At 72.1% G+C, this 24,457-nt stretch carries 25 protein-coding genes; 9 read left to right on the top strand and 16 right to left on the bottom strand.

What is annotated here, in order from left to right; translation table 11 throughout:
• Positions 1-20: 20 nt before the first annotated feature.
• From ACZ6RC_RS08850 to ACZ6RC_RS08840, 3 genes are read left to right on the top strand one after another with little or no spacing between them, the layout of a single operon-like run.
• Entirely contained in the window at positions 21-545 is a 525-nt protein-coding gene (locus ACZ6RC_RS08850; RefSeq protein ID WP_391139441.1) for a PadR family transcriptional regulator, read from the top strand.
• Positions 542-1,234, top strand: coding sequence for an ABC transporter ATP-binding protein (locus tag ACZ6RC_RS08845; RefSeq protein ID WP_469580212.1), 693 nt, complete (start codon positions 542-544; stop codon positions 1,232-1,234). Before ACZ6RC_RS08850 ends, ACZ6RC_RS08845 begins: the two co-directional genes overlap by 4 nt.
• Entirely contained in the window at positions 1,231-3,582 is a 2,352-nt protein-coding gene (locus ACZ6RC_RS08840) for an FtsX-like permease family protein (RefSeq protein WP_469580208.1), read from the top strand. Before ACZ6RC_RS08845 ends, ACZ6RC_RS08840 begins: the two co-directional genes overlap by 4 nt.
• 86 nt (positions 3,583-3,668) lie before the next feature.
• On the opposite strand, the gene ACZ6RC_RS08835 is transcribed toward ACZ6RC_RS08840, so the two are convergent.
• Entirely contained in the window at positions 3,669-4,631 is a 963-nt protein-coding gene (locus tag ACZ6RC_RS08835) for a hydrogen peroxide-inducible genes activator (RefSeq protein ID WP_469580206.1), read from the bottom strand.
• A gap of 134 nt (positions 4,632-4,765) precedes the next feature.
• Between ACZ6RC_RS08835 and ACZ6RC_RS08830 the strand changes: the two genes are divergently transcribed.
• Together ACZ6RC_RS08830 and ACZ6RC_RS08825 are read left to right on the top strand one after the other, a co-directional pair.
• Positions 4,766-5,320, top strand: a complete 555-nt coding sequence (locus ACZ6RC_RS08830) for a peroxiredoxin (RefSeq protein WP_365714362.1) — start codon at positions 4,766-4,768, stop codon at positions 5,318-5,320.
• A 16-nt stretch (positions 5,321-5,336) separates the two neighbouring features.
• Positions 5,337-5,870: an alkyl hydroperoxide reductase gene (locus ACZ6RC_RS08825; RefSeq protein ID WP_365714361.1), complete on the top strand. Its 534-nt coding sequence runs from the start codon at positions 5,337-5,339 to the stop codon at positions 5,868-5,870.
• 141 nt (positions 5,871-6,011) lie between these two features.
• Here ACZ6RC_RS08825 and ACZ6RC_RS08820 read toward each other — a convergent pair whose 3' ends face one another.
• From ACZ6RC_RS08820 to ACZ6RC_RS08800, 5 genes are all read right to left on the bottom strand, one after another.
• The gene (locus ACZ6RC_RS08820; protein ID WP_469580202.1) at positions 6,012-6,710 is read right to left on the bottom strand and encodes a hypothetical protein; all 699 of its coding nucleotides are present in this window, start codon (positions 6,708-6,710) and stop codon (positions 6,012-6,014) included.
• A complete protein-coding gene (locus ACZ6RC_RS08815) occupies positions 6,707-8,224 on the bottom strand; it encodes an AI-2E family transporter (RefSeq protein ID WP_469580198.1) in 1,518 nt (505 codons plus the stop codon). Before ACZ6RC_RS08815 ends, ACZ6RC_RS08820 begins: the two co-directional genes overlap by 4 nt.
• Positions 8,225-8,348: 124 nt before the next feature.
• Complete coding sequence (locus tag ACZ6RC_RS08810) at positions 8,349-9,038, bottom strand: aggregation-promoting factor C-terminal-like domain-containing protein (RefSeq protein ID WP_391139447.1); 690 nt, start codon at positions 9,036-9,038, stop codon at positions 8,349-8,351.
• A gap of 375 nt (positions 9,039-9,413) precedes the next feature.
• Positions 9,414-10,736 (bottom strand): PhoH family protein, encoded by a 1,323-nt coding sequence (locus ACZ6RC_RS08805; RefSeq protein ID WP_391139448.1) that lies wholly within the window; start codon positions 10,734-10,736, stop codon positions 9,414-9,416.
• A gap of 307 nt (positions 10,737-11,043) precedes the next feature.
• The gene (locus tag ACZ6RC_RS08800; protein ID WP_469580195.1) at positions 11,044-11,805 is read right to left on the bottom strand and encodes an isoprenyl transferase; all 762 of its coding nucleotides are present in this window, start codon (positions 11,803-11,805) and stop codon (positions 11,044-11,046) included.
• A gap of 110 nt (positions 11,806-11,915) precedes the next feature.
• Here ACZ6RC_RS08800 and mgrA point away from each other — a divergent pair, with 110 nt between their 5' ends.
• Together mgrA and ACZ6RC_RS08790 are read left to right on the top strand one after the other, a co-directional pair.
• Positions 11,916-12,953, top strand: coding sequence for an L-glyceraldehyde 3-phosphate reductase (gene mgrA / locus ACZ6RC_RS08795; RefSeq protein ID WP_453613365.1), 1,038 nt, complete (start codon positions 11,916-11,918; stop codon positions 12,951-12,953).
• A gap of 447 nt (positions 12,954-13,400) precedes the next feature.
• Entirely contained in the window at positions 13,401-14,570 is a 1,170-nt protein-coding gene (locus ACZ6RC_RS08790; RefSeq protein ID WP_469580191.1) for a winged helix DNA-binding domain-containing protein, read from the top strand.
• 44 nt (positions 14,571-14,614) lie between these two features.
• Here the strand turns inward: ACZ6RC_RS08790 and ACZ6RC_RS08785 are convergent, their stop codons facing one another.
• A complete protein-coding gene (locus tag ACZ6RC_RS08785; protein WP_469580188.1) occupies positions 14,615-16,174 on the bottom strand; it encodes a DUF2079 domain-containing protein in 1,560 nt (519 codons plus the stop codon).
• Between the two features lie 25 nt (positions 16,175-16,199).
• Positions 16,200-17,015 carry a prepilin peptidase gene (locus ACZ6RC_RS08780; protein WP_469580185.1) on the bottom strand — a complete coding sequence of 272 codons (816 nt, stop codon included), beginning with the start codon at positions 17,013-17,015 and terminating at the stop codon, positions 16,200-16,202.
• 41 nt (positions 17,016-17,056) lie between these two features.
• Between ACZ6RC_RS08780 and ACZ6RC_RS08775 the strand changes: the two genes are divergently transcribed.
• Positions 17,057-17,449 (top strand): DUF192 domain-containing protein, encoded by a 393-nt coding sequence (locus tag ACZ6RC_RS08775; RefSeq protein ID WP_469580183.1) that lies wholly within the window; start codon positions 17,057-17,059, stop codon positions 17,447-17,449.
• Here ACZ6RC_RS08775 and ACZ6RC_RS08770 read toward each other — a convergent pair.
• Both ACZ6RC_RS08770 and ACZ6RC_RS08765 read right to left on the bottom strand, forming a co-directional pair.
• Positions 17,421-18,557, bottom strand: coding sequence for a hypothetical protein (locus ACZ6RC_RS08770; protein ID WP_469580180.1), 1,137 nt, complete (start codon positions 18,555-18,557; stop codon positions 17,421-17,423). The genes ACZ6RC_RS08775 and ACZ6RC_RS08770 overlap by 29 nt on opposite strands.
• A gap of 59 nt (positions 18,558-18,616) precedes the next feature.
• The gene (locus ACZ6RC_RS08765) at positions 18,617-19,012 is read right to left on the bottom strand and encodes a hypothetical protein (protein WP_469580177.1); all 396 of its coding nucleotides are present in this window, start codon (positions 19,010-19,012) and stop codon (positions 18,617-18,619) included.
• Positions 19,013-19,134: 122 nt separating this feature from the next.
• On the opposite strand from ACZ6RC_RS08765, the gene ACZ6RC_RS08760 reads away from it, so the two are divergent.
• Positions 19,135-20,127: a hypothetical protein gene (locus ACZ6RC_RS08760; RefSeq protein WP_469580173.1), complete on the top strand. Its 993-nt coding sequence runs from the start codon at positions 19,135-19,137 to the stop codon at positions 20,125-20,127.
• 23 nt (positions 20,128-20,150) lie between these two features.
• Here ACZ6RC_RS08760 and ACZ6RC_RS08755 read toward each other — a convergent pair whose 3' ends face one another.
• The 6 genes from ACZ6RC_RS08755 to ACZ6RC_RS08730 form a co-directional block, all read right to left on the bottom strand.
• A complete protein-coding gene (locus tag ACZ6RC_RS08755) occupies positions 20,151-20,759 on the bottom strand; it encodes an OmpA family protein (protein ID WP_469580170.1) in 609 nt (202 codons plus the stop codon).
• Positions 20,760-20,773: 14 nt separating this feature from the next.
• Positions 20,774-21,355 (bottom strand): hypothetical protein, encoded by a 582-nt coding sequence (locus ACZ6RC_RS08750; protein WP_469580167.1) that lies wholly within the window; start codon positions 21,353-21,355, stop codon positions 20,774-20,776.
• Positions 21,356-21,387: 32 nt separating this feature from the next.
• On the bottom strand, positions 21,388-22,041 hold the full coding sequence (locus ACZ6RC_RS08745) for a pilus assembly protein TadG-related protein (RefSeq protein WP_469580828.1): 654 nt from the start codon (positions 22,039-22,041) through the stop codon (positions 21,388-21,390).
• Positions 22,042-22,043: 2 nt separating this feature from the next.
• The gene (locus ACZ6RC_RS08740; RefSeq protein WP_469580164.1) at positions 22,044-22,268 is read right to left on the bottom strand and encodes a Flp family type IVb pilin; all 225 of its coding nucleotides are present in this window, start codon (positions 22,266-22,268) and stop codon (positions 22,044-22,046) included.
• Positions 22,269-22,376: 108 nt separating this feature from the next.
• Positions 22,377-23,087 carry a response regulator gene (locus ACZ6RC_RS08735; protein WP_469580162.1) on the bottom strand — a complete coding sequence of 237 codons (711 nt, stop codon included), beginning with the start codon at positions 23,085-23,087 and terminating at the stop codon, positions 22,377-22,379.
• Positions 23,084-24,454, bottom strand: a complete 1,371-nt coding sequence (locus ACZ6RC_RS08730) for a sensor histidine kinase (RefSeq protein ID WP_469580159.1) — start codon at positions 24,452-24,454, stop codon at positions 23,084-23,086. Before ACZ6RC_RS08730 ends, ACZ6RC_RS08735 begins: the two co-directional genes overlap by 4 nt.
• Positions 24,455-24,457 lie beyond the last annotated feature (3 nt).

Below are 24,457 nucleotides of genomic sequence, written 5' to 3'. Positions count from 1 at the left end.
ACCGGGTGTAGAGTGCGGCCATGTCCATCGGTCACACCCTTCTCGGGCTCCTGGAGTCCGGACCGCGCCACGGCTACGACCTCAAGCGCGCCTTCGACGAGCGATTCGGCCACGACCGGCCCCTCCACTACGGGCAGGTCTACTCGACCATGTCCCGGCTGCTGAAGAACGGCCTGGTCGTGGTGGACGGGACGGAGGCGGGCGGCGGCCCCGAGCGGAAGCGGTACGCCATCACCGAGGCCGGCATCACCGATGTCGAACGGTGGCTGGCCCAGCCCGAGAAGCCCGAGCCGTACCTCCAGTCCACCCTCTACACCAAGGTCGTCCTGGCCCTGCTGACCGGGCGCGGGGCGGCCGAGCTGCTGGACGTGCAGCGGGCCGAGCACCTGCGGCTGATGCGCGACCTCACCCGCAGGAAGAAGGACGGCGACCTCGCCGACCAGCTGATCTGCGACCACGCGCTGTTCCACCTGGAGGCCGACCTGCGCTGGCTGGAGCTGACCGCCGCCCGCCTGGACCGCCTCGCCGAGGAGATCCGCCGATGACCGGCGCGCCCCGCCCTCCCCTCCTCCGCGCGAGCGGCCTCGTCAAGGCGTACGGACCCACCCCCGCGCTCTCCGGCGCGGACTTCGCCGTCCGGGCCGGAGAGGTCGTCGCCGTGATGGGCCCCTCCGGATCGGGCAAGTCCACGCTCCTGCACTGCCTGGCCGGAATCGTCCGGCCCGACGCCGGCACCATCACCTACGACGGACGCGACCTCACCGCCCTCTCGGACGGCGCGCGCAGCGCCCTGCGCCGCACCGACTTCGGCTTCGTCTTCCAGTTCGGCCAGCTGGTGCCGGAGCTGACCTGCGTCGAGAACGTCGCCCTGCCGCTGCGCCTGGGCGGCGAGCGGCGCAAGGCCGCCGAGGCGCGGGCGCGGGAGTGGCTGGACCGTCTGGAGGTCGACGACGTCGCCGGCAAGCGGCCCGGCGAGATATCCGGCGGACAGGGCCAGCGGGTCGCGGTCGCCCGCTCGCTCGTCACCGCGCCCCGGGTGCTCTTCGCCGACGAACCGACCGGCGCGCTCGACTCCCTCAACGGCGAGCGCGTGATGCACCTGCTCACCGACGCCGCCCGGGACACCGGCGCCGCCGTCGTCCTCGTCACCCACGAGGCCCGCGTCGCCGCCTACTCGGACCGCGAGGTCGTCGTCCGTGACGGCTCGGTGCGCGACACGGAGTGGGCGGTATGAGGCTCCGCACCTGGTCCCGCGACCTCGCCCTGGGCGCGCGCTTCGCGGTCACCGGAGGCCGCCGCGGCTGGATCCGTACGGCGCTGACGGCCGTCGGCGTCGGCCTCGGCGTGGCCATGCTGCTCGTCGCCGCCGCTGTCCCGCACATGTCGTTCGCCCGCGAGGTGCGCGAGTCGCAGCGCAGCGTCGACGCGAGCACGGAGGTGAAGAGCCCCACCGCCGACTCGTTCCTCTACGCCGACCCGGCCACCGTCTACCGCGGCGAGGCCGTCACCGGCCTCGTGCTGCGCCCCGAAGGCGCCCGCGCCCCCGCCCCGCCCGGGATGCCGAAGATCCCCGCGCCGGGCGAGATGTGGGTCTCCCCCGCGCTCGGGAGTCTGCTCGGCTCCCCCTCGGGCGAGCTGCTCCGGGAACGGCTGCCTTACCGGATCGCCGGGACGATCGGGGACGCCGGGCTCATCGGCCCGGCCGAGCTGCGGTACGTCGCCGGTGACGCGACCCTCTCCGCGGACGCCTTCGACGGCCGGGGCCGCGCCTACGGCTGGTCCGTGCCGGAGGAACCGCTGAACGCCTTCCTGCTCCTGCTCGTCGTCATCGCCTGCGTCGTGCTGCTCCTGCCGGTCCTCGTCTTCATCGCGACCGCCGTCCGCTTCGGCGGCGAGCAGCGCGACCGGCGGCTGGCCGCGCTGCGGCTGGTCGGCGCGGACACGGCCATGGTCCGGCGGATCGCGGCCGGCGAATCCCTGGCGGGCGCCCTCCTCGGGCTGGCGGTCGGCGGCGTCTTCTTCGCCCTGGGCCGGCGGCTCGCCGGCCTGGTGCGGGTGTGGGACGTCAACGCCTTCCCCTCCGACGTGGTGCCGCTGGCCCCGCTCGCCGCCCTCGTCCTCACCGTGGTGCCGGTCTCGGCGGTCGTGGTCACGCTCTTCGCGCTGCGCGGGGTCGCGATCGAACCGCTGGGGGTCGTCCGCACCGCCACGCCCCGGCCCCGCCGGCTCTGGTGGCGGCTGGCGCTCGTCGCGGCCGGGACCGCGCTGCTGATCCCGATGGCCGGCGACATCGACCTGCGGGACACCGCGATCGACACCTCCGGGGTGGCGGTGGGCGCCACCCTCGCCCTGATCGGTCTCACCACCCTGCTGCCCTGGCTGGTGGAGGCGTGCGTCGGACGGCTGCGCGGCGGTCCGGTCGCCTGGCAGCTGGCGACCCGCAGGCTCCAGCTGAGCAGCGGTACGGCCGCCCGGGCGGTCAGCGGCATCGTCGTCGCCGCGGCCGGGGCGATCGCGCTCCAGATGATGTTCCACGCGATGCAGAGCGACTTCATGAGGCCGACCGGCATGGACACCGCGCGGGCGCAGATGCAGTCGACGATCGACGCGAGGGACGGAGGCGAGGCCCGCGAGATGATCGAGAGGTTCTCGCGGACCGAGGGCGTCGCGGGTGTCGTCGGCACGATCGAGTCGCACGCCTGGCGGCCCGGACCGCTGCGGAAGGGCGAGGACTTCGGTCCGATCACCTCGCTGGTGGTCGCCGACTGTCCCTCCCTCAAGGAGCTGGCGCGGCTCCCTTGGTGCGCGGACGGCGACGTCTTCGTCGCCCTCGCCCACGGCCGGGAGGGCGGCGCACCGGACGACTGGGTCCAGGAGACGGCCAGGGCGGGCGCCGTGGTCGCCCTGCGGGACCCGCTGGAGCACCGGGGCGGGCCCATGCCGACCTGGCGGATCCCGGACTCGGCCCGCACGGTCGACGCACGGCCCGACCCGGTCGGGGACCTTCGGTTCGGGATCTTCGCCACCCCGTCGGCGATCGATGCGGCCCGTCTCGACGAGGCGCGGGCGACGGCGATGGTGCGCGTCGACCCGAAGGCCGCGGACGCCGCCGAGCACGTGCGGAACACGGCGGCGGCGATCGACCCCCTGGCCTGGGTCCGCACCCTGCAGAACACCGAACGGGACGCGCAGTACAGCAGCGTCCGCACCGGGATCCTCGCCGGCGCCACCGCGACGATGATGCTGGTCGCCGCCTCGCTGCTGGTCACGACGCTGGAGCAGCTACGGGACCGCAAGCGGCTGCTGTCCTCGCTGGTCGCCTTCGGCACCCGGCGGTCGACGCTGGCCTGGTCGGTCCTGTGGCAGACCGCGGTCCCGATCGGGCTGGGCCTGGCGCTCGCCGTCGTGGGCGGCCTGGGGCTCGGCGTCGCGCTCCTGAACATGATCGGCAAGCGGGTCGAGGACTGGTGGGTCTTCCTGCCGGTGACCGGCGTCGGCGCGGCGATCGTCCTGGGTGTGACCCTGCTGAGCCTGCCGCCGCTGTGGCGCCTGATGCGCGCCGACGGCCTGCGGACCGAATAGCCGCGCGGGCGGCGGAAGGAGTACGAGAGGGGCGGGGCGCCCGGGCCGGTTTCAGGCGCTGTCGCCGGGCGGGGCGCGGGGCCGGTTCAGGCGCTGTCGCCCACCACCCGCACCGGGAGCCGCCGCATCGCGCCCCGCAGCGAGCGGGCCAGCTCCTCGAACTCCTCGTGCCGAGCGGCCCCGGCGCGCATCGCGAGGGCGACCCGTCGCGAGGGCGCCGGGTCGGTGAAGCGCCCGGTGAGCAGGGCGGTGTCGCGGGCGGTCTCGACCTTGACGGCGGTGCGCGGGAGCAGGGTCACGCCGAGGCCGCCCGCCACCAGCTGGACCAGGGTGGAGAGCCCGGCCGCCGTGGTGGTCACCGGGGCCCCCTCCGTACGGCCGGCCTCGCGGCAGATGTCGAGGGCCTGGTCGCGCAGGCAGTGGCCTTCGTCGAGGAGCAGCAGGTTCAGCTCCTTGAGGGCTTCGCGCGGGATGTCGTCCCGGCCGGCCAGGGGGTGCCCCTGGGGGGTGACCAGCACGAAGTCCTCGTCGAAGAGCGGGAGTTCGGTGACACCGGGCACGCCGAGCGGCACGGCGAGCAGCAGCAGGTCCAGCCGCCCGGCGGCCAGGCCCTCCAGGAGCGAGGACGTCTGCTCCTCGTGCACCTGGAGGTCGAGTTCGGGATAGCGCTCGTGGACCAGGCGCAGGACGGTGGGCAGGAGGTACGGCGCGACCGTCGGGATCACGCCGAGCCGCAGCACCCCGGTGAAGGGCGCCTGCGCCGCCTCCGCCTCCTCCATCAGCTCCGCCACGGCGTCCAGGACGGCCCGGGCGCGGACGGCGAGGCGCTCCCCGGCGGGCGAGAGCAGCACCTTCCGCGTCGTACGCTCGAGGAGCTGGACACCGAGTGCCTCTTCGAGAGCCGAAACCGCGCCCGAAAGCGCGGGCTGGCTCATGCCGATGGCGGCCGCCGCATCGCGGAAGTGCAGATGCTCGGCGACCGCCGAGAACGCCCTGAGCTGCGAAAGGCTGGGCTGCTTGCCTCGGTAAGGGTTGTACGGGAATCCCACTGATAACCACCTTCAATCAACACGCCGCAGTCTAGCTATTTCACTGATCAATGCACTGCGTGCCATGCTGTAGATCGTCCAACCCCCACGGAAGACCTCAAAAGGGACTTCCACACCCTCTACGAGGAGAGCGCGTGCTCACTGTCGGTGACCAGTTCCCCACCTACGACCTGACCGCCTGCGTGTCGCTGGAGAGCGGCAAGGAGTTCGCTCAGATCGACCACAAGACCTACGAGGGCAAGTGGCGTGTGGTGTTCTTCTGGCCGAAGGACTTCACCTTCGTCTGCCCCACCGAGATCGCCGCGTTCGGCAAGCTGAACGAGGAGTTCGCCGACCGCGACGCCCAGATCCTCGGCGTCTCCGGTGACTCCGAGTTCGTGCACCACGCCTGGCGCAAGGACCACGACGACCTGCGTGACCTGCCCTTCCCGATGCTCGCCGACTCCAAGCACGAGCTGATGCGCGACTGCGGCGTCGAGGGCGAGGACGGCTTCGCGCAGCGCGCCGTCTTCATCGTGGACCAGAACAACGAGATCCAGTTCACGATGGTGACCGCCGGCTCCGTCGGCCGTAACCCCAAGGAGGTCCTGCGGGTCCTCGACGCCCTGCAGACCGACGAGCTGTGCCCCTGCAACTGGACCAAGGGCGAGACCACCCTTGACCCGGTCGCGCTCCTCTCCGGCGAGTAAGGACGGCTGAACTGACATGGCTCTCGACGAACTCAAGTCCGCCATACCGGACTTCGCCAAGGACCTGAAGCTGAACCTCGGTTCGGTGATCGGCAACAGCGAGCTGCCGCAGCAGCAGCTCTGGGGCACCGTCCTGGCCTGCGCGATCGCCTCGCGCTCGCCGAAGGTGCTGACCGAGCTGGAGCCGGAGGCCAAGGCCAACCTCAAGCCCGAGGCGTACCAGGCCGCCAAGTCCGCCGCCGCGATCATGGCGATGAACAACGTCTTCTACCGGACCCGTCACCTGCTGTCGGACCCCGAGTACGGGACGCTGCGCGCCGGTCTGCGGATGAACGTCATCGGCAACCCGGGCGTCGAGAAGGTCGACTTCGAGCTCTGGTCGCTGGCCGTGTCCGCGATCAACGGCTGCGGCCAGTGCCTGGACTCGCACGAGCAGGTCCTGCGCAAGGCCGGTGTCGACCGCGAGACGATCCAGGAGGCCGTCAAGATCGCTTCGGTGATCCAGGCGGTCGGCGTGACGCTGGAGGCGGAAGCGGTGCTGGCCGAGTAAGGCCGTCACCCTCCGTACGTACGTCGGAAGGGCCCCGGGGCACATCGCCCCGGGGCCCTTCCGACGTTTCGCCGTCGCTCTCCCGGCCGTTTTCCCCGCCGAGCGGCCGGGCGTCGCGTCCCGCTGCCGGGGCCCGGGCGTTCACGCCTTGAGGGCGGCCATCAGCGCTCTCATGTCCTGGACGAGCAGGGTCTCGACACCCGACAGGTCGGACTTCCCTGCGCCCTCGACCGCCTCGCCCTTCTCGACGTCCCAGGTCTGCTGCCTGCTGACCCAGATGTCCAGCTGCGCCTGACCGTCGAGGACGGCGATCCAGGGACCGGAGGAATCCGCGTCGGTCGAGACGTACGCCGCTTCCCCGAGCCCCTCGACGGGCTCGGCCTGCTTCGCCATGTCGCCGAGATCGGGCACGAACTCCGGCCCCGGGTCGGTCTTCTTGTGCAGGTCGTACCGCACGTCGACGGTGTAGCCGCTGTCGGGCGACCCCAGCGTGACCGAGCATCGCGCCCTGTCGAGGGCGGGGTGACGCGCCGTCGGCTCGTTCGCCGCGGGATCCACCGCCCGCTTGCCCAGCTCCGCCGAGAGCGCCTTGAGCTCGACCTTCTCGCAGAGGGACTCGACCGTGCGGTAGCCCCCGAGGTCGGGCCCCGCGTCCTGGACCCTGTCCCACACGACGAGGCCGCCGGCCCACACCGCCGAGGCGGTCAGCGCGCCGCCGAGCGCCCACTGCCAGGGCCGGCGCGGCCGGGGCGGGCTCGGCGGCACGGGGCCCGGTCCGAGGCGGAGCGGCTCGGGGGCCGGCGCGGCCGGCCCGCCCATCAGTTCGGGTTCGGAGATCACTCGCCGTCCCTGTCTCGTGCGCCGGGGGCGGGGGTGGGGGCGACCGCGTGGGCGGTCGCGCCGCGCGGTTCGGGGGTGCTGAGCAGGGCTACTTCGGTGGTGTACGCGCGGAGGTAGCCGACCACCGTGTTGGTGACGGCGACCAGCGGGACCGCCACCACCGCGCCGCCGATGCCCGCGGTCAGGCCGCCGGCGGCGACCGCGAGGACGACGCCGAGCGGGTGGACCCGCACGGCCCGGCCCAGGATGAAGGGCTGCAGGACGTGGCCCTCGATCTGCTGCACGGCGAGGACGACCACCAGCACCATCAGGGCGGTGAACACGCCGTTGGTGACGAGGGCGACCACGACCGCGAGGGCTCCGGAGATGACGGCGCCGACGAGCGGGATGAAGGCGAAGAGGAAGATGAAGACGGCGAGCGGCACGGCCATCGGGACGTCGAGGAAGTACAGCCCGAGGCCGATGAAGACCGCGTCGATCAGGGCGACGAGGACCGTGCCTCGGACGTAGGCGGTCAGCGTGCGCCAGGCGCGGGGACCCGCGCCCGCGACGCCGGGCCGGGCCTGGGCGGGCACCAGCCGCAGTGTCCAGTTCCAGACCTTCTTCCCGTCGTAGAGGAGGAAGAGCGTCGAGAACATGGCGAGCAGTATCCCGGTCATCGCCTCGACCACCACGGTCACGCCCTGGAGGCCGGCGGAGGTGATCTGCTCGGTGTTGGCGCCGATGGTGTCGCTGAGGTTCTTCGCGATCTCGTTGATCTGCTGCTCGGTCACGTGGAACGGGGAGTCGAGCAGCCAGCGCTTCAGCTCCTCGATGCCGTCCCTGACCCGGTCGGACAGGTTGTCGATGTTGTCCATGACCTGCCAGACCACGAACCAGCCGACCAGGCCCATGATCACGAAGCCGGAGACGGCGGTGACGGCGGTGGCCAGCCCGCGCGGCAGTCCCGCCTTGCGCAGCCGGGCCACGGTGGGCTGGAGCAGGGCGGTGATGAGGAGCGCGGCCACGAAGGCGAGGACGACGAGCCTGACGGAGCTGATCACCTTCATCAGCACCCAGAGGGTCCCGGCGAGGACGAGCAGCCGCCAGCCGGCCTCGGCGGCGACCCGGATGCCCCACGGAATGGCGTCGACGGGGTCGGGCCGCGCGGCGACGGCGGGGGCGTAGGCGGGGGGCGCGGGGACGGCCGCCGGGGCGGGCCCGCGGCGGCCCGGCCACCGGCCGGAGCCGGCGCGGCCGGACTCCCGTCCACCGGTGTCCTTGCCCGTCGGGGCCTCGCCCTCCGGCCCGTCGTCTTCGCCGCCGGCAGCGCCGGGGTCGTCGGAGGAGCCGGGTTCGCCGGACGTGTCGGCCGCGCCCGGGACGCGGGAGGTGCCGGAAGCGCCGGGGCCGTACGGCCGTTCGCCCAAGTCGTCGTCGTCGGCTTCCGCACGCGCCCGGCGCTCGTCAAGGCGTTCACCCATGCGGCTCAGGCTGTCGCCCAGCCGGCCCAGCCATCCTGGCAGTCTCGACATGACCTTCCCTCTTCCCCCCGCTCACTCCCCCACTCGCCCCGGGAGCCCGACGAACCCCGAACCTACACGCACGGAGCCCCTCACCGTACGGCGGTGAGGGGCTCCACGAGGTCGGGACGCCGGTCTAGTACCAGCGGTTGGCCTGCCAGAACGACCACGCGCCACAGGGGCTGTCGTAGCGGTTGTTCATGTAGTTCAGGCCCCACTTGATCTGGGTGGCCGGGTTGGTCTGCCAGTCGGCGCCGGCCGACGACATCTTTGAACCCGGGAGGGCCTGGACGAGACCGTACGCACCCGAGGAGGGGTTGACCGCGCGGTAGTTCCAGCCGGACTCGTGGTCCACGATGTTGCTGAAGCACTGGAACTGGTCGCCCGGGATCATCTGCCGGGCCATCGCCTTGACGTCGGAGATGGAGTACGACCCCTGGGCGGCGAAGCTCGACGCGTCGCGCACGGAGGAGCGGTTGGCGCGCTCCTCGGCTTCCTTGCGCGCCTTCTCCGCCTTGTCGGCGGCCTTCTTCTTCGCCTCCGCGTCCTTGGCGGCCTGGTAGCGGGCCGTCTCCTCCGCGGACTTCCTCGCGGCCGAGTCGGCAGCGGCGGCCTGGGCGTCGGCCTGCTGCGAGAGCGAGGAGACCTGCACCTGCGCCTGCTCGCCCGCGGGGATGTCCGCGAGCAGCGTGGTGTCGGCGGCGGTGGCCTCGAAGTTGTCGTCCGCGGGCTGGGTGCTGCCCGACGCAACGCCGACGACGGCGCCGACGGTGGTGACCGCAGTGGCCGAAGCCACCGCGAATCCCCGGACCGAGATCCGGCTCACACGGTTTCCTTCCAGCATCGCCCGCACAGGTGACCACGTGGGCGAAATCGTGCCCCTGGCGCTGGTCTCCGAACTACTGGGTCACTGAAGACACGGGCCCGTGGTGCTGTGGGCGGCATACGGCGAACAGTTGTTGAGTTGTGTGGTGCCGCACCCCTGAGGGTGCACGTGTGCCGTATGCGGGGCCTGACGGAAGCAAGACTCTGCCGGACGGCAACGCCGCAAGGCAATTATTCGTTGCGTGTGAAAGCTCACACCCCTTCCGCCCCAGGGGTTTTGGCCATACGGGGGACAGCGCGGCGCCGCCCGGCTAAGCTCGTGCGCTTTGCCGGGCGGCGCCAACTCCCGTATCCCTACGGGGCGGTACGAACAGGGTCAGATCTGGCCGTCCTCCAGCATTTCGGTCACGAGCGCGGCGATCTGCGAGCGCTCGGAGCGGGTGAGCGTGACGTGCGCGAAGAGCGGATGCCCCTTCAGCTTCTCGACCACGGCGACGACTCCGTCGTACCGGCCGACCCGGAGGTTGTCGCGCTGGGCCACGTCGTGGGTCAGCACGACCCGGGAATTCGCGCCGATCCGGGACAGAACGGTCAACAGGACGTTCCGCTCCAGGGACTGGGCCTCGTCGACGATCACGAAGGCGTCGTGGAGGGAGCGGCCCCGGATGTGGGTGAGCGGCAGGACCTCCAGCATGCCGCGCCCGAGCACCTCCTCGATGACCTCACGGCTCGCCACGGCCGAGAGCGTGTCGAAGACCGCCTGCGCCCAGGGGCTCATCTTCTCGGCCTCGCTGCCGGGCAGATAGCCGAGCTCCTGTCCGCCGACCGCGTACAGCGGACGGAAGACCATCACCTTCTGGTGCTGACGGCGCTCCAGGACCGCCTCCAGGCCCGCGCAGAGCGCCAGCGCGGACTTGCCGGTGCCGGCCCGGCCGCCCATGGAGATGATGCCGACGTCCGGGTCGAGGAGCAGGTCGAGCGCGATCCGCTGCTCGGCGCTGCGCCCCCTGATCCCGAAGACCTCCCGCTCGCCGCGGACCAGCCGGACGTTGCCGTCGGGCGTGACCCGGCCGAGCGCCTTGCCCCGCTCGGACTGCAGCACCAGGCCCGTGTGGACCGGAAGCTCGGCCGCCTCCGGGACGTACAGGGTCTCCTGGTCGAAGAGGATGTCCACCTGATCGGCCGCGAGGGCCAGCTCGGACATGCCGGTCCAGCCGGAGTCCGTGACGGCGAGCTCGGCGCGGTACTCCTCCGCGAGGAGGCCGACCGAGGACGCCTTGATGCGCAGCGGCAGGTCCTTGGAGACGACCGTGACGTCGTACCCCTCCGCCTGGAGATTGCGCGCGACCGCCAGGATCCGTGTGTCGTTGTCCCCCAGCCGGTAGCCGGCCGGAAGCACGCCGGGGTCGGAATGGTTGAGTTCGACACGCAGCGTGCCGCCCAGGTCCCCGATGGGGAGCGGGGCGTCCAGGCGCCCGTACCGGACCCGGAAGTCGTCCAGGAGGCGCAGGGCCGCCCGGGCGAAGTAGCCGAGTTCGGGGTGGTGGCGCTTGGCCTCCAACTCGGTGACCACGACGATCGGGAGCACGACCTCGTGCTCGTCGAAGCGGGACACGGCGTTGGGGTCGGCCAGCAGGACGCTGGTGTCGAGAACGTAGGTGCGCCTGTCGGACAAGCGGCGCTTAGTGCTGGTCACCACGGAAGGACAGACCCCCTTTGACGACCCCTGTGAGGTCGGGGCGCGACGGAACCTGTGTCGCTGCGGGATGGGACCGGGCTGTGGCCGCGAAACGCGGGCCGAGCGCCGGCCCTCCGCTTCGTCCGTACATGTCCTGCACGGTCGTCCTGGTGCAACGGGCCTCCCGGGTGGCGGTCTCCGTGCCGCTCACTCTGCAAGGGATATGCCCTCGAACGAGCCACGCCATGCCATGGCATATGACGACGCGTTCATGAACGCGGGATGACCTCTCCCGCCGGGGTGGTGCCGGTTCCGTGACGGGAGGGTGTCAGGTGCCGTAGCGCCGGTGCCGGGCGGCGTAGTCGCGCAGTGCCCGGAGGAAGTCGACCTTGCGGAAGGCCGGCCAGTGGACCTCGCAGAAGTAGTACTCCGAGTGGGCGCTCTGCCACAGCATGAAACCGGACAGGCGCTGCTCGCCGCTCGTGCGGATGACCAGGTCCGGGTCGGGCTGGCCGCGCGTGTAGAGGTGCTCGGAGATGTGCTCGACGTCGAGGATCTCGGCGAGCTCCTCGAAGCTCGTCCCCTTGGACGCGTGTTCGAGGAGGAGGGAGCGGACCGCGTCGGCGATCTCCTGGCGGCCGCCGTAGCCCACGGCCACGTTCACGAGTATCCCCGTGTTGCCGCGGGTGGACTGCTCGGCTTCCTTCAGTACGGACTGGGTGCGGGCCGGCAGCAGGTCCAGCGTGCCCACGTGGTGGACCCGCCAGCGGCCGTCGGCGGCGAGGGAGCGCACGGCGTTCTCGATGATGCCGAGCAGCGGGACGAGCTGCTCCTCGGGCCGGTTCAGGTTGTCGGTGGAGAGCATCCAGAGCGTCACGACCTCGACGTCGGTCTCGGCACACCAGCCGAGCAGCTCCTGGATCTTGTCCGCGCCTGCCTTGTGCCCCTGCTCGGGAGTCCCGCCGGACGCCTTGGCCCAGCGACGGTTGCCGTCGAGGATGACACCGATGTGCTTGGGCACCTGGTCGTGGTCGAGGCGGCCTTCCACCTGGCGTGCGTAGAGCCCGTACACCAGGTCGCGCAGGTTCACTGTTCTTAACCCCTCCATGCCGCGTTGGTCCCCGAAGCCGCCACATTACTGCGCACGGGTCAATGGCACCCAGCCCGGGACTGTCACAAGTCCGTGATAAGCAGAGATACGTGACTGACACCCCCTTGTACCGCGCCTCGGCCGACCGCTACGACCACATGGAATACCGCCGCACCGGCCGCAGCGGCCTCAGGCTCCCGGCCGTCTCGCTGGGCCTGTGGCACAACTTCGGCGACGACCGCTCGCTCGACTCGCAGCGGGCGATCTTGCGCCGCGCCTTCGACCTCGGCGTCACCCATTTCGACCTGGCGAACAACTACGGACCGCCGCCCGGCTCCGCCGAGCTGAACTTCGGCACGATCTTCGCCCAGGACTTCGCGGCCTATCGCGACGAGCTGATCGTCTCGACGAAGGCCGGCTATCTGATGCACCCCGGCCCGTACGGCGAGTGGGGCTCCCGCAAGTACCTGATGTCGTCGCTCGACGCCTCCCTGAAGCGGATGGGCCTGGACTACGTCGACATCTTCTACTCCCACCGCTTCGACCCGCACACCCCGCTGGAGGAGACGATGGGGGCCCTGGCCTCCGCCGTCCGGCAGGGCAAGGCGCTGTACGTCGGCGTGTCGTCGTACACCAGCGAGCAGACCGCCGAGGCCGCCGGGATCCTCAAGGAGATGGGCGTTCCCGCCCTCATCCACCAGCCGTCGTACTCGATGATCAACCGCTGGACCGAGGACGACGGTCTCCTCGACACGCTGGAGGCGGCCGGCATGGGCTGCATCTCCTTCGTGCCGCTGGCGCAGGGCCTGCTCACGAACAAGTACCTGAAGGGCGTGCCGGAGGGTTCGCGGGCCACTCAGGGCAAGTCCCTCGACCCGGGCCTGCTCTCCGACGAGGTGCTGCGGCGCCTGCGCGGCCTGGCGGACATCGCGGAGCGCCGGGGCCAGTCCCTGGCGCAGCTGGCGCTGTCGTGGGTGCTGCGCGACGAGCGGATGACCTCGGCGCTGATCGGCGCGTCCAGCGTCGGACAGCTGGAGGAGAACGTGGCCGCGCTGGCAGGTCCGCCGCTGACGGCGGAGGAGCTCGAGGAGATCGACACGTTCGCGGTGGACACCGTCGGCACGAACATCTGGGCCGGACGGGGCTGAGTCGCCGCCGCTCTCGTGAACCGGTGCGGCGGGGTGCCGGCCTCGCCGTACGGCCGAGAAAAAACGGGCCGGTCCGTGGGGGGGGGTTACGGACCGGCCCGAGGGGGGGTTTCCACCATAACCCTTCGTCCGTCGTGATGGGTGCCACCGGGAGCCGGCGAACGAGCCCGGAGCCGCCGGAGGCCAGGCGCGGCACGGGTCGTAGGGCTCGGTGGCGGGTTTACGCCCCGGCGTGGCGGCGGTTTCGGTACCTCCCACGGGGGACCCCCGGGGACGTGCGCGGGGTTGACGCGACGGCGGACGGGGAGGGGCGGCACGACGCCGGTCGCCGCGTCGACTCCTCAGTCGTACCCCTCTCCCCTCGGCCCGCGCCAACTCCTGGATTCGTCGCCCCCGTTCGGTCAAGGCGGACAGCCCCTGACCTCATTCGCGCCTACCGTCGGCCGCATGACCTCGATCCCCTCCCCCGTCACCTGGGCCCAGGCCGCCACCCGCCGGATGAGCCGTCAGTTCCTCGCCGGGCCGACCGGTCCCACCCCCGCGGCCGCGACCGCCGCCATGCTCGGCGCGCACGCCCAGGTCCTGTCGGCCGCCGAGCTGTCCGTGGCGCTGCGGACCGCCGACGCGACCCGCGCGGACGTGCGGGAGGCGCTGTGGGAGGACCGCTCGCTGGTCAAGACGTACGGACCGCGCGGCACGGTCCATCTGCTGCCCGCCGCCGACCTGCCGCTGTGGACGGGGGCGCTCTCCGCGCTCCCGGCCGGGCCCCAGCCGCTGCCCCCGGACGTGCGGATGTCGACGGCGCAGACGGACGAGGTCGTGGCGGCGATCGGGGACGCCCTCGCGGGCGCGGAGCTGACCGTCGACGAACTGACGGACGCGATCGTGGCGCGGACCGGGCCGTGGGCGGGCGAGCGGGTGATGGACGCCTTCCAGGACAAGTGGCCGCGTTGGCGCCAGATGACCCACACGGCCGCCCACCGCGGGGTCCTGTGCTTCGGCCCGAACCGAGGCCGGAACGTCACGTACACCAGCCCCGGCGTGCGGCCCGACGAGGGCACGCGGGCGCTCGCCGCGCTGGTCGAGCGGTATCTGTACGCGTACGGGCCGGCGACTCCGCAGCACTTCGCGAAGTGGCTGGCGGCCCCGGCCGGGTGGGCCGGCACGCTCTTCACGACGCTGGCCGGGGAGGGGCGGATCGAGGAGGTCGCCTTCGAGGACACGAGGGCGTGGGTGGTCGCCGGGGACACGGAGTTCCCGGCCGGCCCGGCCCGGGGGGTGCGGCTGCTGCCGTATTTCGACGCCTTCACCATCGCCTCCCAGCCACGCGAACGGCTCTTCCCGGGCGCCGCCTGGGGTCGGGCGCTCTCCCGCGGGCAGGCCGGGAACTATCCGGTGCTGCTCGTCGACGGAACGGTCGCGGGGGTATGGCATCAGCGGCGCTCCGGGCGACGGATCGCGATCACGGTCGAGCCGCTGACCCCGCCGACACCCGCGACCCGGCTGAACGCGGCGCGGACGCGGCAACTCAAGGCCGAGGCCGAACGGGTGGCGGCGATTCTGGAGGGGACGGCGGAACTGACCGTGGGGACCGTGACGGTGGGCCCGCACGCGTGACCCCCGTCGGGGGCCCGGCCAGCGAAGGGCGGTGGAGGGGGCGGTCAGCGCACGGTGGTGGCGGGGGCGGGCGCGGGGGTGGCCGTCGTACGGCGCAGCAGGGTGAGGCCGTCGCGGGCGGCCACCAGCCGGTAGCCGTACTTCTCCCGCGCCGCGGCCAGCTCCGCCAGCTGCCGCTCGATCGGGTACGGCCAGTGCCCGACCTTGTACGGCCAGGCCTCCGGCGCCTGCGCGTCGTGGACGATCCACTCGGCGGTGGGCGCCGGGAAGCTCGTCCGGTCGTACGCGTAGAGCTTGCTGTCCACCGGGAAGGTCGGGAAGACGACGACCGTGCACCGCGAGGTGAGCTGCGGGACCAGCCGGTTCGAGGCGGCGACGGTCGCGCCGTCCGGGATCCTCGCGAGGAGCGCGCGGGCGGCCTCGATGTGCGGGGTGGTGCGCCAGGTGGCCCGTTGGGCGAGCTGCGCCAGCGGGAAGGACGGGAGCATCACCACAGTCACGGCGAGCACGGTGGCGAGCGAGGCCCGGACGTGGCGGGCGGCGAGCGGGTGGCCGTCGCGCCGCCACCCGGCGAGGGCGTCGATCAGTCCGGCGAAGACGACCGGCATGAGGATCGCGCTGTAGTGGAAGGCCGTGCCCCAGTGGAAGCCGTTGTCGGAGACCATCCGCCAGGCGAGCGTCGGGACGGCGATCAGGGAGAGCGGCGAGCGCAGGGCGAGCAGCGCGGACGGGGCGAAGACCAGGACGAGGGTCATCGCCTTGATGTCGGGGCGCAGCGCGTCGAGCGGGGCGTGGGCGAGGGTGGAGAGCAGCGAGCCGTACCCGTCGGAGAGGTTGTCGCCGTGGGCGTAGCCGCCGCCGGGGTTGACGGCGGGCAGCAGGAGCTTGATCTCGATCAGCGAGCCGAGCAGACCGCCGACGGCGACCAGGGCGCCGAGCCGGCGCGGGCCCTTGAGGGCGATGTAGAGGCCGATCGCGGCGAGGGTGAGGCCCAGATCCTCCTTGACGAGCAGCAGGGGCGCGGCCCAGGCGACGGCGGCGCCCCAGCGCCGTCGGCCGAGCGCCTCCAGGGAGAACGCGAGCAGCGGTACGGCGAGGGCGATCTCGTGGAAGTCGAAGGCGGCGGCGGAGGCGATGCCCCAGCTCAGGCCGTAGCCGGCGGCGACGACATGGGCGGACCGGCGGCCGAGCGCGCGCACGGCCCAGCGGGCGAGGGGGACGACGGCGAGGGCGAGCAGGGCGGACTGGGCGACCAGCAGACAGACGGGCGAGGGCCAGAGGCGGTAGAGGGGGGCGAGGACGGCGAGCAGGGGGTGGAAGTGGTCGCCGAGGAGGTTGAAGCCCTCGCCGCGCAGGGGGACGACGGGGGTGCGGAGGTCGGCGTAGGCGCGGACGGCCTGCTCGAAGATGCCGAGGTCGTAGCCGGTCGTACGGAGCAGGACGTGCCGGCGCACGGCGACGGTGGCGTAGAGCAGCGTGAGTCCCGCGGCCCACGCCCAGGGCAGGAGGGCGGAGGGGTTCGGGGGGAGGAGGGCGGACGCCCGCGGCGGCAGCCGCAGGACCGCTGGTACCACCTGAATGTTTTTGTCGGTAGATGCCCGCATATGACGGGATGCTAGGGCGCGAGGGTCAGGGGGTGGCGGAGAGCGCGCCGAGGAGGAGACCGAGCAGGGCCCCGGCGAGCATGAAGGGGCCGAACGGGATCGCGGTCCCCCGGCCGCCGCGCCGGCGCAGGAGCAGACCGAGCCCGTACACCGCGCCGAGGAGGAAACCGGCGAACGCCCCGGCGAAGAGGACGGCCCAGCCGTACCAGCCGAGAGCGGCGCCGAGCGAGAGCGCGAGCTTGACGTCGCCGAAGCCCATGCCCTTCGGGTTGATCAGGAACAGGACGAGATAGCCGCCGCCCAGGGCAAGCGCGCCAAGCAGAGCGTGGGGCCAGGATCCGGCGTCGTCCGGGAGGAGCGCGGCGCCGCCGAGGAGCAGCGGCGTGACGAAGGCGAGGGGGAGCGTGAGCCCGTCGGGGAGCCGGTGCACGCGGACGTCGACGGTCGCCAGGAGCACGCCGAACGGCGCGTACAGCAGCCAGACGGCGAGCTCGGGACGGGGGCCGGCGGCCGCGGCGAGGGCGGCACAGAGGAGGGCCGTGAGGGGGACGGGGGTGGTGGGGGTAGGGGTGCGGGCGGTGGTGGGGGTGGGGGTGGTGCGGGCGGTGGTGGGGGTGGTGCGGGTGGGGGCCCCGGGGGGTGGGGTGTCCGTGGTGGTGCAGGTGCCGCAGGCGGGGCGGCCGAGCCAGGCGCCCACCGGGCCGGTGAGGGGGTGCCCGGCCGGACAGTCGATCCGCCACGCCTCCCCCGGCTCGACCGAGAGACGGTACGCGGCCCGGGGCACCAGCAGCCCCGTGGCGGCTCCCCACAGGGCGGCGACGACGATCAGAGCGGCGAACACGGTCCTGACCCTAGGGTCGGGGCACCGCTACCGTCTCCCCTATGGGGAAGTGGCGTGACGGTACGGGGACGTTGACGGTCCGCGACGCGGGCGGGGGCGAGCGGGGCGGGGGCCCGGGTGCGGGAATACCGCTGGAGATCGCGGCCTCCTACCGGGCCCGGCGGCGCGGGCTGCTCGGCCGGGACGGGATCGCGGGCGCCCTCCTCATCACCCCGACGAACAGCGTCCACACGTTCGGGATGCGCTTCGGCATCGACGTGGCCTACCTGGACCGTTCGTTCCGGGTGCTCGACGTCGTGACGATGAAGCCGGGCCGGATCGGCATGATCCGGCTGCGGGGCCGGCACGTCCTGGAGGCGGAGGCCGGCGCGATGGCGGCCTGGGGGTTGCGGCCGGGCGTACGGGTCACGGTGGCCCCGAGCCGAGAAGCGTGAACGCACCGTAGACGGCGGAGGCCGACGCGAGGCCGGTCAGGACGAGGATCCGGTTGCGCACCCGGAGCCGTACCAGCGCCACCGCCGCCGGAAGCAGCAGACCGAACGCGGGCATCATCAGGCGCGGCCGGGAGCCGAAGTACGCCGCGCCGACGAGGGAGATCACGACGACGGCGATCGTGTACACGAGCAGCGGCAACGGCTGGCCCTGCCGAACGCACAGGACCACCAGCCACGCGAGCAGGCCGAGGGCCGCGCAGAGACCGAGGGCGGCCAGGGGCGGCAGGCCCCAGATGAAACGGGCGAGGGCGACCCCGCCGTCGATCGAGTTCCCCCAGGCGGCCTGGACGTCGAAGTAGGCGGTGGCGCTGCCTTCCCGTACGCCGACGTAGACGACGTATGCGAGCCAGCCCAGCGGCGCGAGCAGCGCACCGGCCGCCACGCGCGCGTGGAGGCGGCGGTCGCGTACGACGGTGACCAGTGCGGTGATCCCGATGGCGGCGACGAGCGCGGCGGCGGTCGGGCGGGTGAGCCCGGCGAGCACGCAGAGGGCACCGGCCAGGATCCAGCGCCCGCGCAGGACGGCGAGGACCGACCAGGCGGCGAGGGCGGTGAAGAGCGTCTCGGTGTACGCCATCGACTGGACGAAGGCGGTCGGGTAGACGCCCCACAACACGGCGAGGGCGGTCCCGGCGGGCCGGCCCGCGACGTGCGTGCCGACGGCGTAGATGCCCCAGGCGGCGGCGAGGGAGGCGGCCCAGGAGACGAGCAGCCCGGCGGTGGCGGCGTCGACGGGCAGGACGGTGGACAGGGCCCGTTCGAGGAGGGGGAACAGCGGGAAGAAGGCCAGGTCCGCGTGGACGCTGCCGTCGGGGAGCGTGACCTGGTAGCCGTACCCCTGCTCGGCGATCCGGACGTACCAGACGGAGTCCCAGCGTCCGTTCAGCCGGTGCAGCCCGTCCTTGCCGGTGACGGCGGCCGCGATCGCGAGGACCGCGAGGCCGAGGAGGCGGGTGGCGGCGTAGCCGCCGAGAGCGGGCCACGGGACGGCCGCGAAGACACGCGCGAGGTCGGGCCGCCGCGGGGCGGTGGGCTGAGCTGGGGACATGCGGTCGATTATGTCCGGGGCGCGCAAGGGCTCCGACGGGGCGTCCGCATCGGGGGATGTCAGCCGCCGGGCCGTATCCTGCCGAATTTCGCCGCCAGCCGGGGCCCCAGCTCGCGGACGATGCCGTGGCCGGGTTCGTGCGGGTACGGGAGGTCGTTGAGGAACGACGTGACGATGACCTCGTCGATCCCGAGGACCCCGCGGCCGCTCTGCTCCTCCAGGAAGTCGAGGGTGCGGCGCCAGGGGGGTGGCGGGGCGGGGGCGGGGGTCGGTCCCGTGTCGGGCCCGGGGCCGAGGAAGGACCGGACGGTGTCCTGCACGACGTCCCAAAAGAACACGTGCGGACGGACGACGCCCTGGTGGAAGACATGGGTCTCGAACGCGGCCCGGAATTCGGGGATCCGGGCGACGAGGTCACTGACCAGTTGCACGCTCGGCGGCGTTGTCGTCGTCATCACGTACAGGATGGGGCACGTGACGGGGAGTTATCCACAGGGGATGCGAACAATCCCTCATCCGTGGATCGTTGGGGCGTGAGGTCGAGAGGCGTAAGGCGTGAGGCGTAAGACGTGAGGTCGTGACGGGGGTGACGGTGGTGGAGGTGTGCGGCGCGGGGAGCGTGGGGGGCGCGGTCGTGGAGGACTTGGTGCAGACGGCTCGGGGCGGGGTGCTGCTGACCGAGTGGGCGTATGTGGCGGGCTGGTCGCGGGGACGCCTGCGGGGGCGGTTGCGCGGCGAGGGGTGGCAGTGGATCTGCCGGGGGGCGTGGGCCGTCCCGGGAAAGGAGGTGGACTGGCGGGTCAGGGCGAGAGCGGTGCAGTTGCTGCGGCCGGGGTGGGTGTGCAGCCACGCGACGGCGGCGGCGCTGCACCGCGTCGAGACCCTGCACGGGCCGGCGGACGGGGGCGGAGGGGAGGTGCTGCACTTCACCGTGGCCCGGCGGGACGGTAGCGGCGGCTCGCGCCGGACGGGGCTGCGCGTCCACGCCACGGCCGTGCTCACCGACCGGGACGTGTGCATACGGTCGGGGCTGCGGGTGACGACCCCGGCTCGGACGGTCGGGGACCTGATGCGGTGCGGCAACCGCGAGGAGGCCGTGGTGGCGGCGGACTCGGCGCTGTCCCGCCGCACGATCCGCGGCGTCCGCCGCGACCCCCTGGTCCGCCCCGACGACCTGGCCGCGCACCTCACCGCCCGCCTCCCGGGCGCGGCCCGGGCCCGACGGTGCCTGCCTCTGGCCGACCCGGCGACCGGCTCCCCCGCGGAGACGATCGCCCGCCTCCACATGCACGACGCGGGCCTCCACCCGGAGTCCCAGCCCCTGCTCCACACCCCGTCGGGCCGCCCGCTACGCCCCGACTTCCTGTTCCGCGAGGCGGGCCTGGTCATCGAGATCGAGGGCTACGCCTTCCACGGCACCCCCCACGCCCACGCCCGCGACATCGCCCGCTTCAACGCCCTGACGGAATGCCCCGAGGTCCGCCGCATCCTGCGCTTCACGGCGACGGAGGTCTTCCACCACCCGACCCGGATGATCGCGACGATCAGGGGGGTGGCGGGGCCGGGGTGAGGGGGGCGGTAACCGCATGGACGTCAGCCGCCCGTCGTACGGGGGAAGGAGATCTCGACGCGGCGGTTCTTCGTGCGGCCTTCCTCGGTGTGGTTGTCGGCGATGGGGTAGTCCTCGCTGTAACCGCGGATGTCGAACGTCATCCCCGGGTCGAGGGTCTTGGCCAACTCCTGCTGGACGGCGTTGGCGCGCTCCTTGGAGAGCTTCACACCGTGTTCGTACGTACCGAGATTGTCCGTGAATCCGAAGACGCGGACCTTGCGCGAGTCCTGCTTGTTGATCTCGACGGCGATGGCGGCGATGCGGGCACTGGCGGCGCCGCTGAGCTTGGCACTGTCCTTCGGAAACAGCACCTCCGCCTGAAGCGCGAAGGTGACGTCCACATTGGTGTCCTCCCGCCGCTGCTCGCCGCCCTCCTCCTCGACGATCTGCTTGATGTCGAGCACCTTGGCGGGCGCGAGGGTGGCCCCGTCGGGAAGCATGAGCTCGGGAGAGTTGGCGTCGATGGGGGGCGGCGGGGAGGCGCTGGAGGTGGAGTTGGGCGGGTCGTCGGCGAGGGCGGGGGCGCCGGGGAGAAGGACGAGGAGGAGGGTGGCGGCGGCGAGGGGGGCGAGGCGGCGGGGATTCGTCATGGCAGCGGCGTCCGTCAGGAGAGTTTGATGGTGCCGGGCTCGAAAGTGGGCAACTGGAACGAGACCTCTGTCGTACTTGCGGGTGGAGCGGGGAACTGCATGAAGACGGCGATCGATCGGCCGGCCCCGAGGCCGGGCATCCCTGTTGTGGTCAATGGCCGACCATCGGTGTCCCGCAGCACGTAGTAGCGCTTCTTCCCGGCTGAATCGACGAGAGTGGCACCGCCCAACGAGTTGCCGTGCTTCACCACCTCCGTCTCGTCTCCCGCCGTCTGGGCAGGGATGGCAGTGGCGGAGTCAGAGGTATTGGCCAGCCTGCCCTTGATCGTCAGGAATCCACCGGCGTCGCGCTCCGCCGTGTTGATGGAGAGCTCCAATCCCTTCTGCCCCTTCAGTGCCGCCAGCACTTCGGCAGGCTCTTGGGTCTGTGTCTCCTTGGGGCTGCCATCGGCCGTCGGAGCGGCGGTGCTTGCGGCGGGCTTGTCGTTCTTCGGCTTGTCGTCGCTTCCGCATCCGGTTGCGACGAGGGCCAGTCCGACCGCACATACAAGTGCGGCCGCGCCCCCTCGGGACTTGCTCGCATACCGAACGCTCATGAATCGCGTTTCCTTTACTCGTCATTGGTGGGTCAGTCGGCAAGTCGGACAGTGAAGAGGTCTGCGACGTCAGGCAGTCGCGGTTGCTCCGGATCGATCTCCCAGGGCTCGCCGCCGCACCACAGACCGACGATCGGACTGGGCTCCGTTGGACCGGGATCAGGCTCAGGGGGCAGCTCAGGTCCCGGATCCGGTTCCTGAGTCGGCTCGGGAGGGTCGAACGTACAGCGTGGTTCGATCACCGCTTTGGCGCTCGCCGTAGCGTGCTGCCGTTCTGTGCCGGGCACCACGGACTCTCCCACAGCTCGGAGGGTCCGAACTTCCACTCTGAAGCCCTCTGCATCCATCGGCAGACGTGAGCATCCATCACCCCAGAGCAACGCGTCGTTCTTTGCAGCGAAGGACGCAGCTCTACGGCAGGCGCTCCCCTCGACGTAGGACTCGCCGTTGATGAAGTCGTCCCACCGTCCGGGATCCGTGATCACTTCGAGCCAACCGTCCCGGAGCTGATCCCGTGCGTCCTGCGCTGCTGCGAGCGCGGCCGCGTCAGCGGCCGTCTGGGCACCATTGCGGGTCGCTGCGGCTTGTCCGACTGCGAAGTACACGAACGCAAGGAGGAGCAGTCCCGCCACCACGGTGATGTAGATGGGGAACGCCTGGCCCCGATCTGCTCGCCGACCGTGCAGCGTTACTCGCCGCCGCCCCCGGTCAGTTCGGTGATCTTCTGAGAGATGGCGGTCTTGATCGACTGGCCGATGTCCGTGCCGGTGATGGCGATCACGATCGCGACCACCACCACGATGATCCCCAGGTACTCCACCGCCGTCTGCCCCCGGTCCTTCGACGCCTCTCGCGTCCAGGCAGTCATGTGCACCTTGGCCCTCGTCACGGCCTTCAACATGACGTCGCTCATGGTGGTCCCCTCCGGATACGTACATCACGGCGCCGATTCCGCCCCGCTCACCGTACGCGTCCGGGCCGTCACCGCGACAGGGTCCGTGGGCCCAAAGGCGGGGTCTGGTCATGAGGTGGTCCTGGTGCCGAGCCAGGCGGCTATGGCCTCGCTGCGGGTGGTGCTGTGGAGTTTGGCGAAGATGCGGTTGATGTGGTTCTTCACCGTCTTCTCGCTGATGAAGCACGTGTCCGCGATCTGGCGGTTGTTCAGGCCCGATGCGATCAAGTCCATCACCTCCCCCTCCCTCCGGCTCAATCCGAAGCATGACACATCTCGTTGCACGTGCGAAGTAAAATCGCCAAACTGCGATCGCTCGGGGGCTCTTACCCACTCACTCACGTGTGCAGTCGCACCCGGATCCATTCCGCGCACCACCCCCAGTACCGCCTTCGCCGCCGTCGGCGTGAAGTGGGGGCGGCCGGATCGGACGTCCCGTACCGCCGTCACCAGTTCCTCCACCGTGAACTCCCCGTGGACCAGATAGCCCCCCGCGCCCAGGCGCAGCGTCTCGCGGACCACCGCCGTCTCGCCGCTGTACGTCAGCATCAGGACCGGGGCCAGGCGGGTCAGGGAGGGAAGGGCGCTGAGGCCGTCGATCAGGGGCATGCGGACGTCGAGGAGGATCACGTCCGGGCGGTGGTGTTCCGTCGCCTCGATCGCCGTGCGGCCGTCGCCGGCCTCCGCCACCACCTGGAGGTCGGGGTGGTGGGACAGAAGGGACGTCAAGCCCGCGCGGACGACCGGGTTGTCGTCGGCGACCAGGACGGTCAGCGTCATCGCGCGCCACCTCCCACCGGAAGCTCCAGGCGTACCTCCGTGCCCCGCACCGACTCGCCCCTTCCGATCCTGAGCCGCGCGCCGACGCCCGCCGCCCGTTCGACCATGCCCACCAGGCCGAAGTGGCCGGTCCGGCGCAGGCCGTCCAGGGTCGTGCCCGGGGGGAGGCCCGGGCCGTCGTCCCGGACGCTGATGCGGAGCAGGCCCGCGACCACTCCGGCCGAGACGTCGACCCGGGTCGGCCGGGCGTGGCGTTCCGCGTTCTCCATCGCCTCCGACGCGATCGTGAGCAGCTGTCGGGCCACGGCGTACGGCACGGGCGGTACGGCGCCCTCGCCGACGCCCCGGTAGGCCGCGTCGATGCCCGAGCGTCGGCTGAAGTCGCGTACGCGATCGTGGAGTTCGGCCGCGACGTCGACGCTCTCCCCGCCTCCGTACGACTGCCTGCGCAGGTCGGCGAGGAGTTCGCGGGATTCGCCGGCCGCCCGGCGGGCCGCGCGCGCGACGAGTTCGGCCTGGTGGCGGACGGTCCGTGGGTCCTCCGTCGCGGCCAGGGCGTCGGCGGCGAGCGCCAGGCCGTGCAGGGTCTTGGCGACGGAGTCGTGCATCTCGCGGGCGAGGCGGGCGCGTTCCTCCTCCACCGCCTGGGCCGCCGCGAAGCGGGCCCTGACCCGGGTGAGGGAGTGGGTCGCCGTACCGAATCGGAGCAGGAGGTTCCGGTGTGTCACGCCCCAGGCTCCGGTGATGACGCAGAGGCCCGGGAGGAGCGTCGCCTCGCCCGGCGACACGTCCAGGTGGCGCGGGTCGGCGGCGTAGATCGCCAGCAGGATCAGGGCCTGGAGGCAGGCGAAGAAGGCGGCGCCCCGCCAGCCGTAGACGAGTCCGGCGAGCAGCGGCGTGCAGACGCTGACGTAGCCGAGGGTGCTCTGCGGGCCGGCCGTGACGAGCAGCAGCGCGCCGAAGAGGGTGTCGGCGGCCAGCAGGGCGGGGTGCTTCAGGAGCAGCGGGCCGAACCGTTCCCAGTCCCGGAACAGGACGTACGACACCATGAAGGTGACCAGGACCGCCGCGCCGACGAGCCGCTGGGCGAGGCCGGGGGCGGCGTTCAGGAGCGCGGCCGGGGTCGCCAGGGCGATCATTGCGAGGCGGAAGCCGAAGACCTGGCGGCACAGGGCCTGGAGGGCGTTCACCTGGAGGTCCACCCCCAGGTGAACCCCCGGCCCCGCCCCTAAATCCACCCTCGGCCCCACCCCCGGATCCACCGCCGCGTCCACCGCCCCCGGACCCGAAGCCGAGGTGCCGGCGGAGGCAGCGCCGGCACCCTCGGCACCGCCCCCGCCCCCGCTCCTCGTCCAGCCCCACCCCATCCG

It is taken from the genome of Streptomyces sp. NPDC048353 (assembly GCF_055587165.1).
Note: the sequence above shows the minus strand (reverse complement) of the source record. Positions and strands in the feature narration are given on the sequence as shown.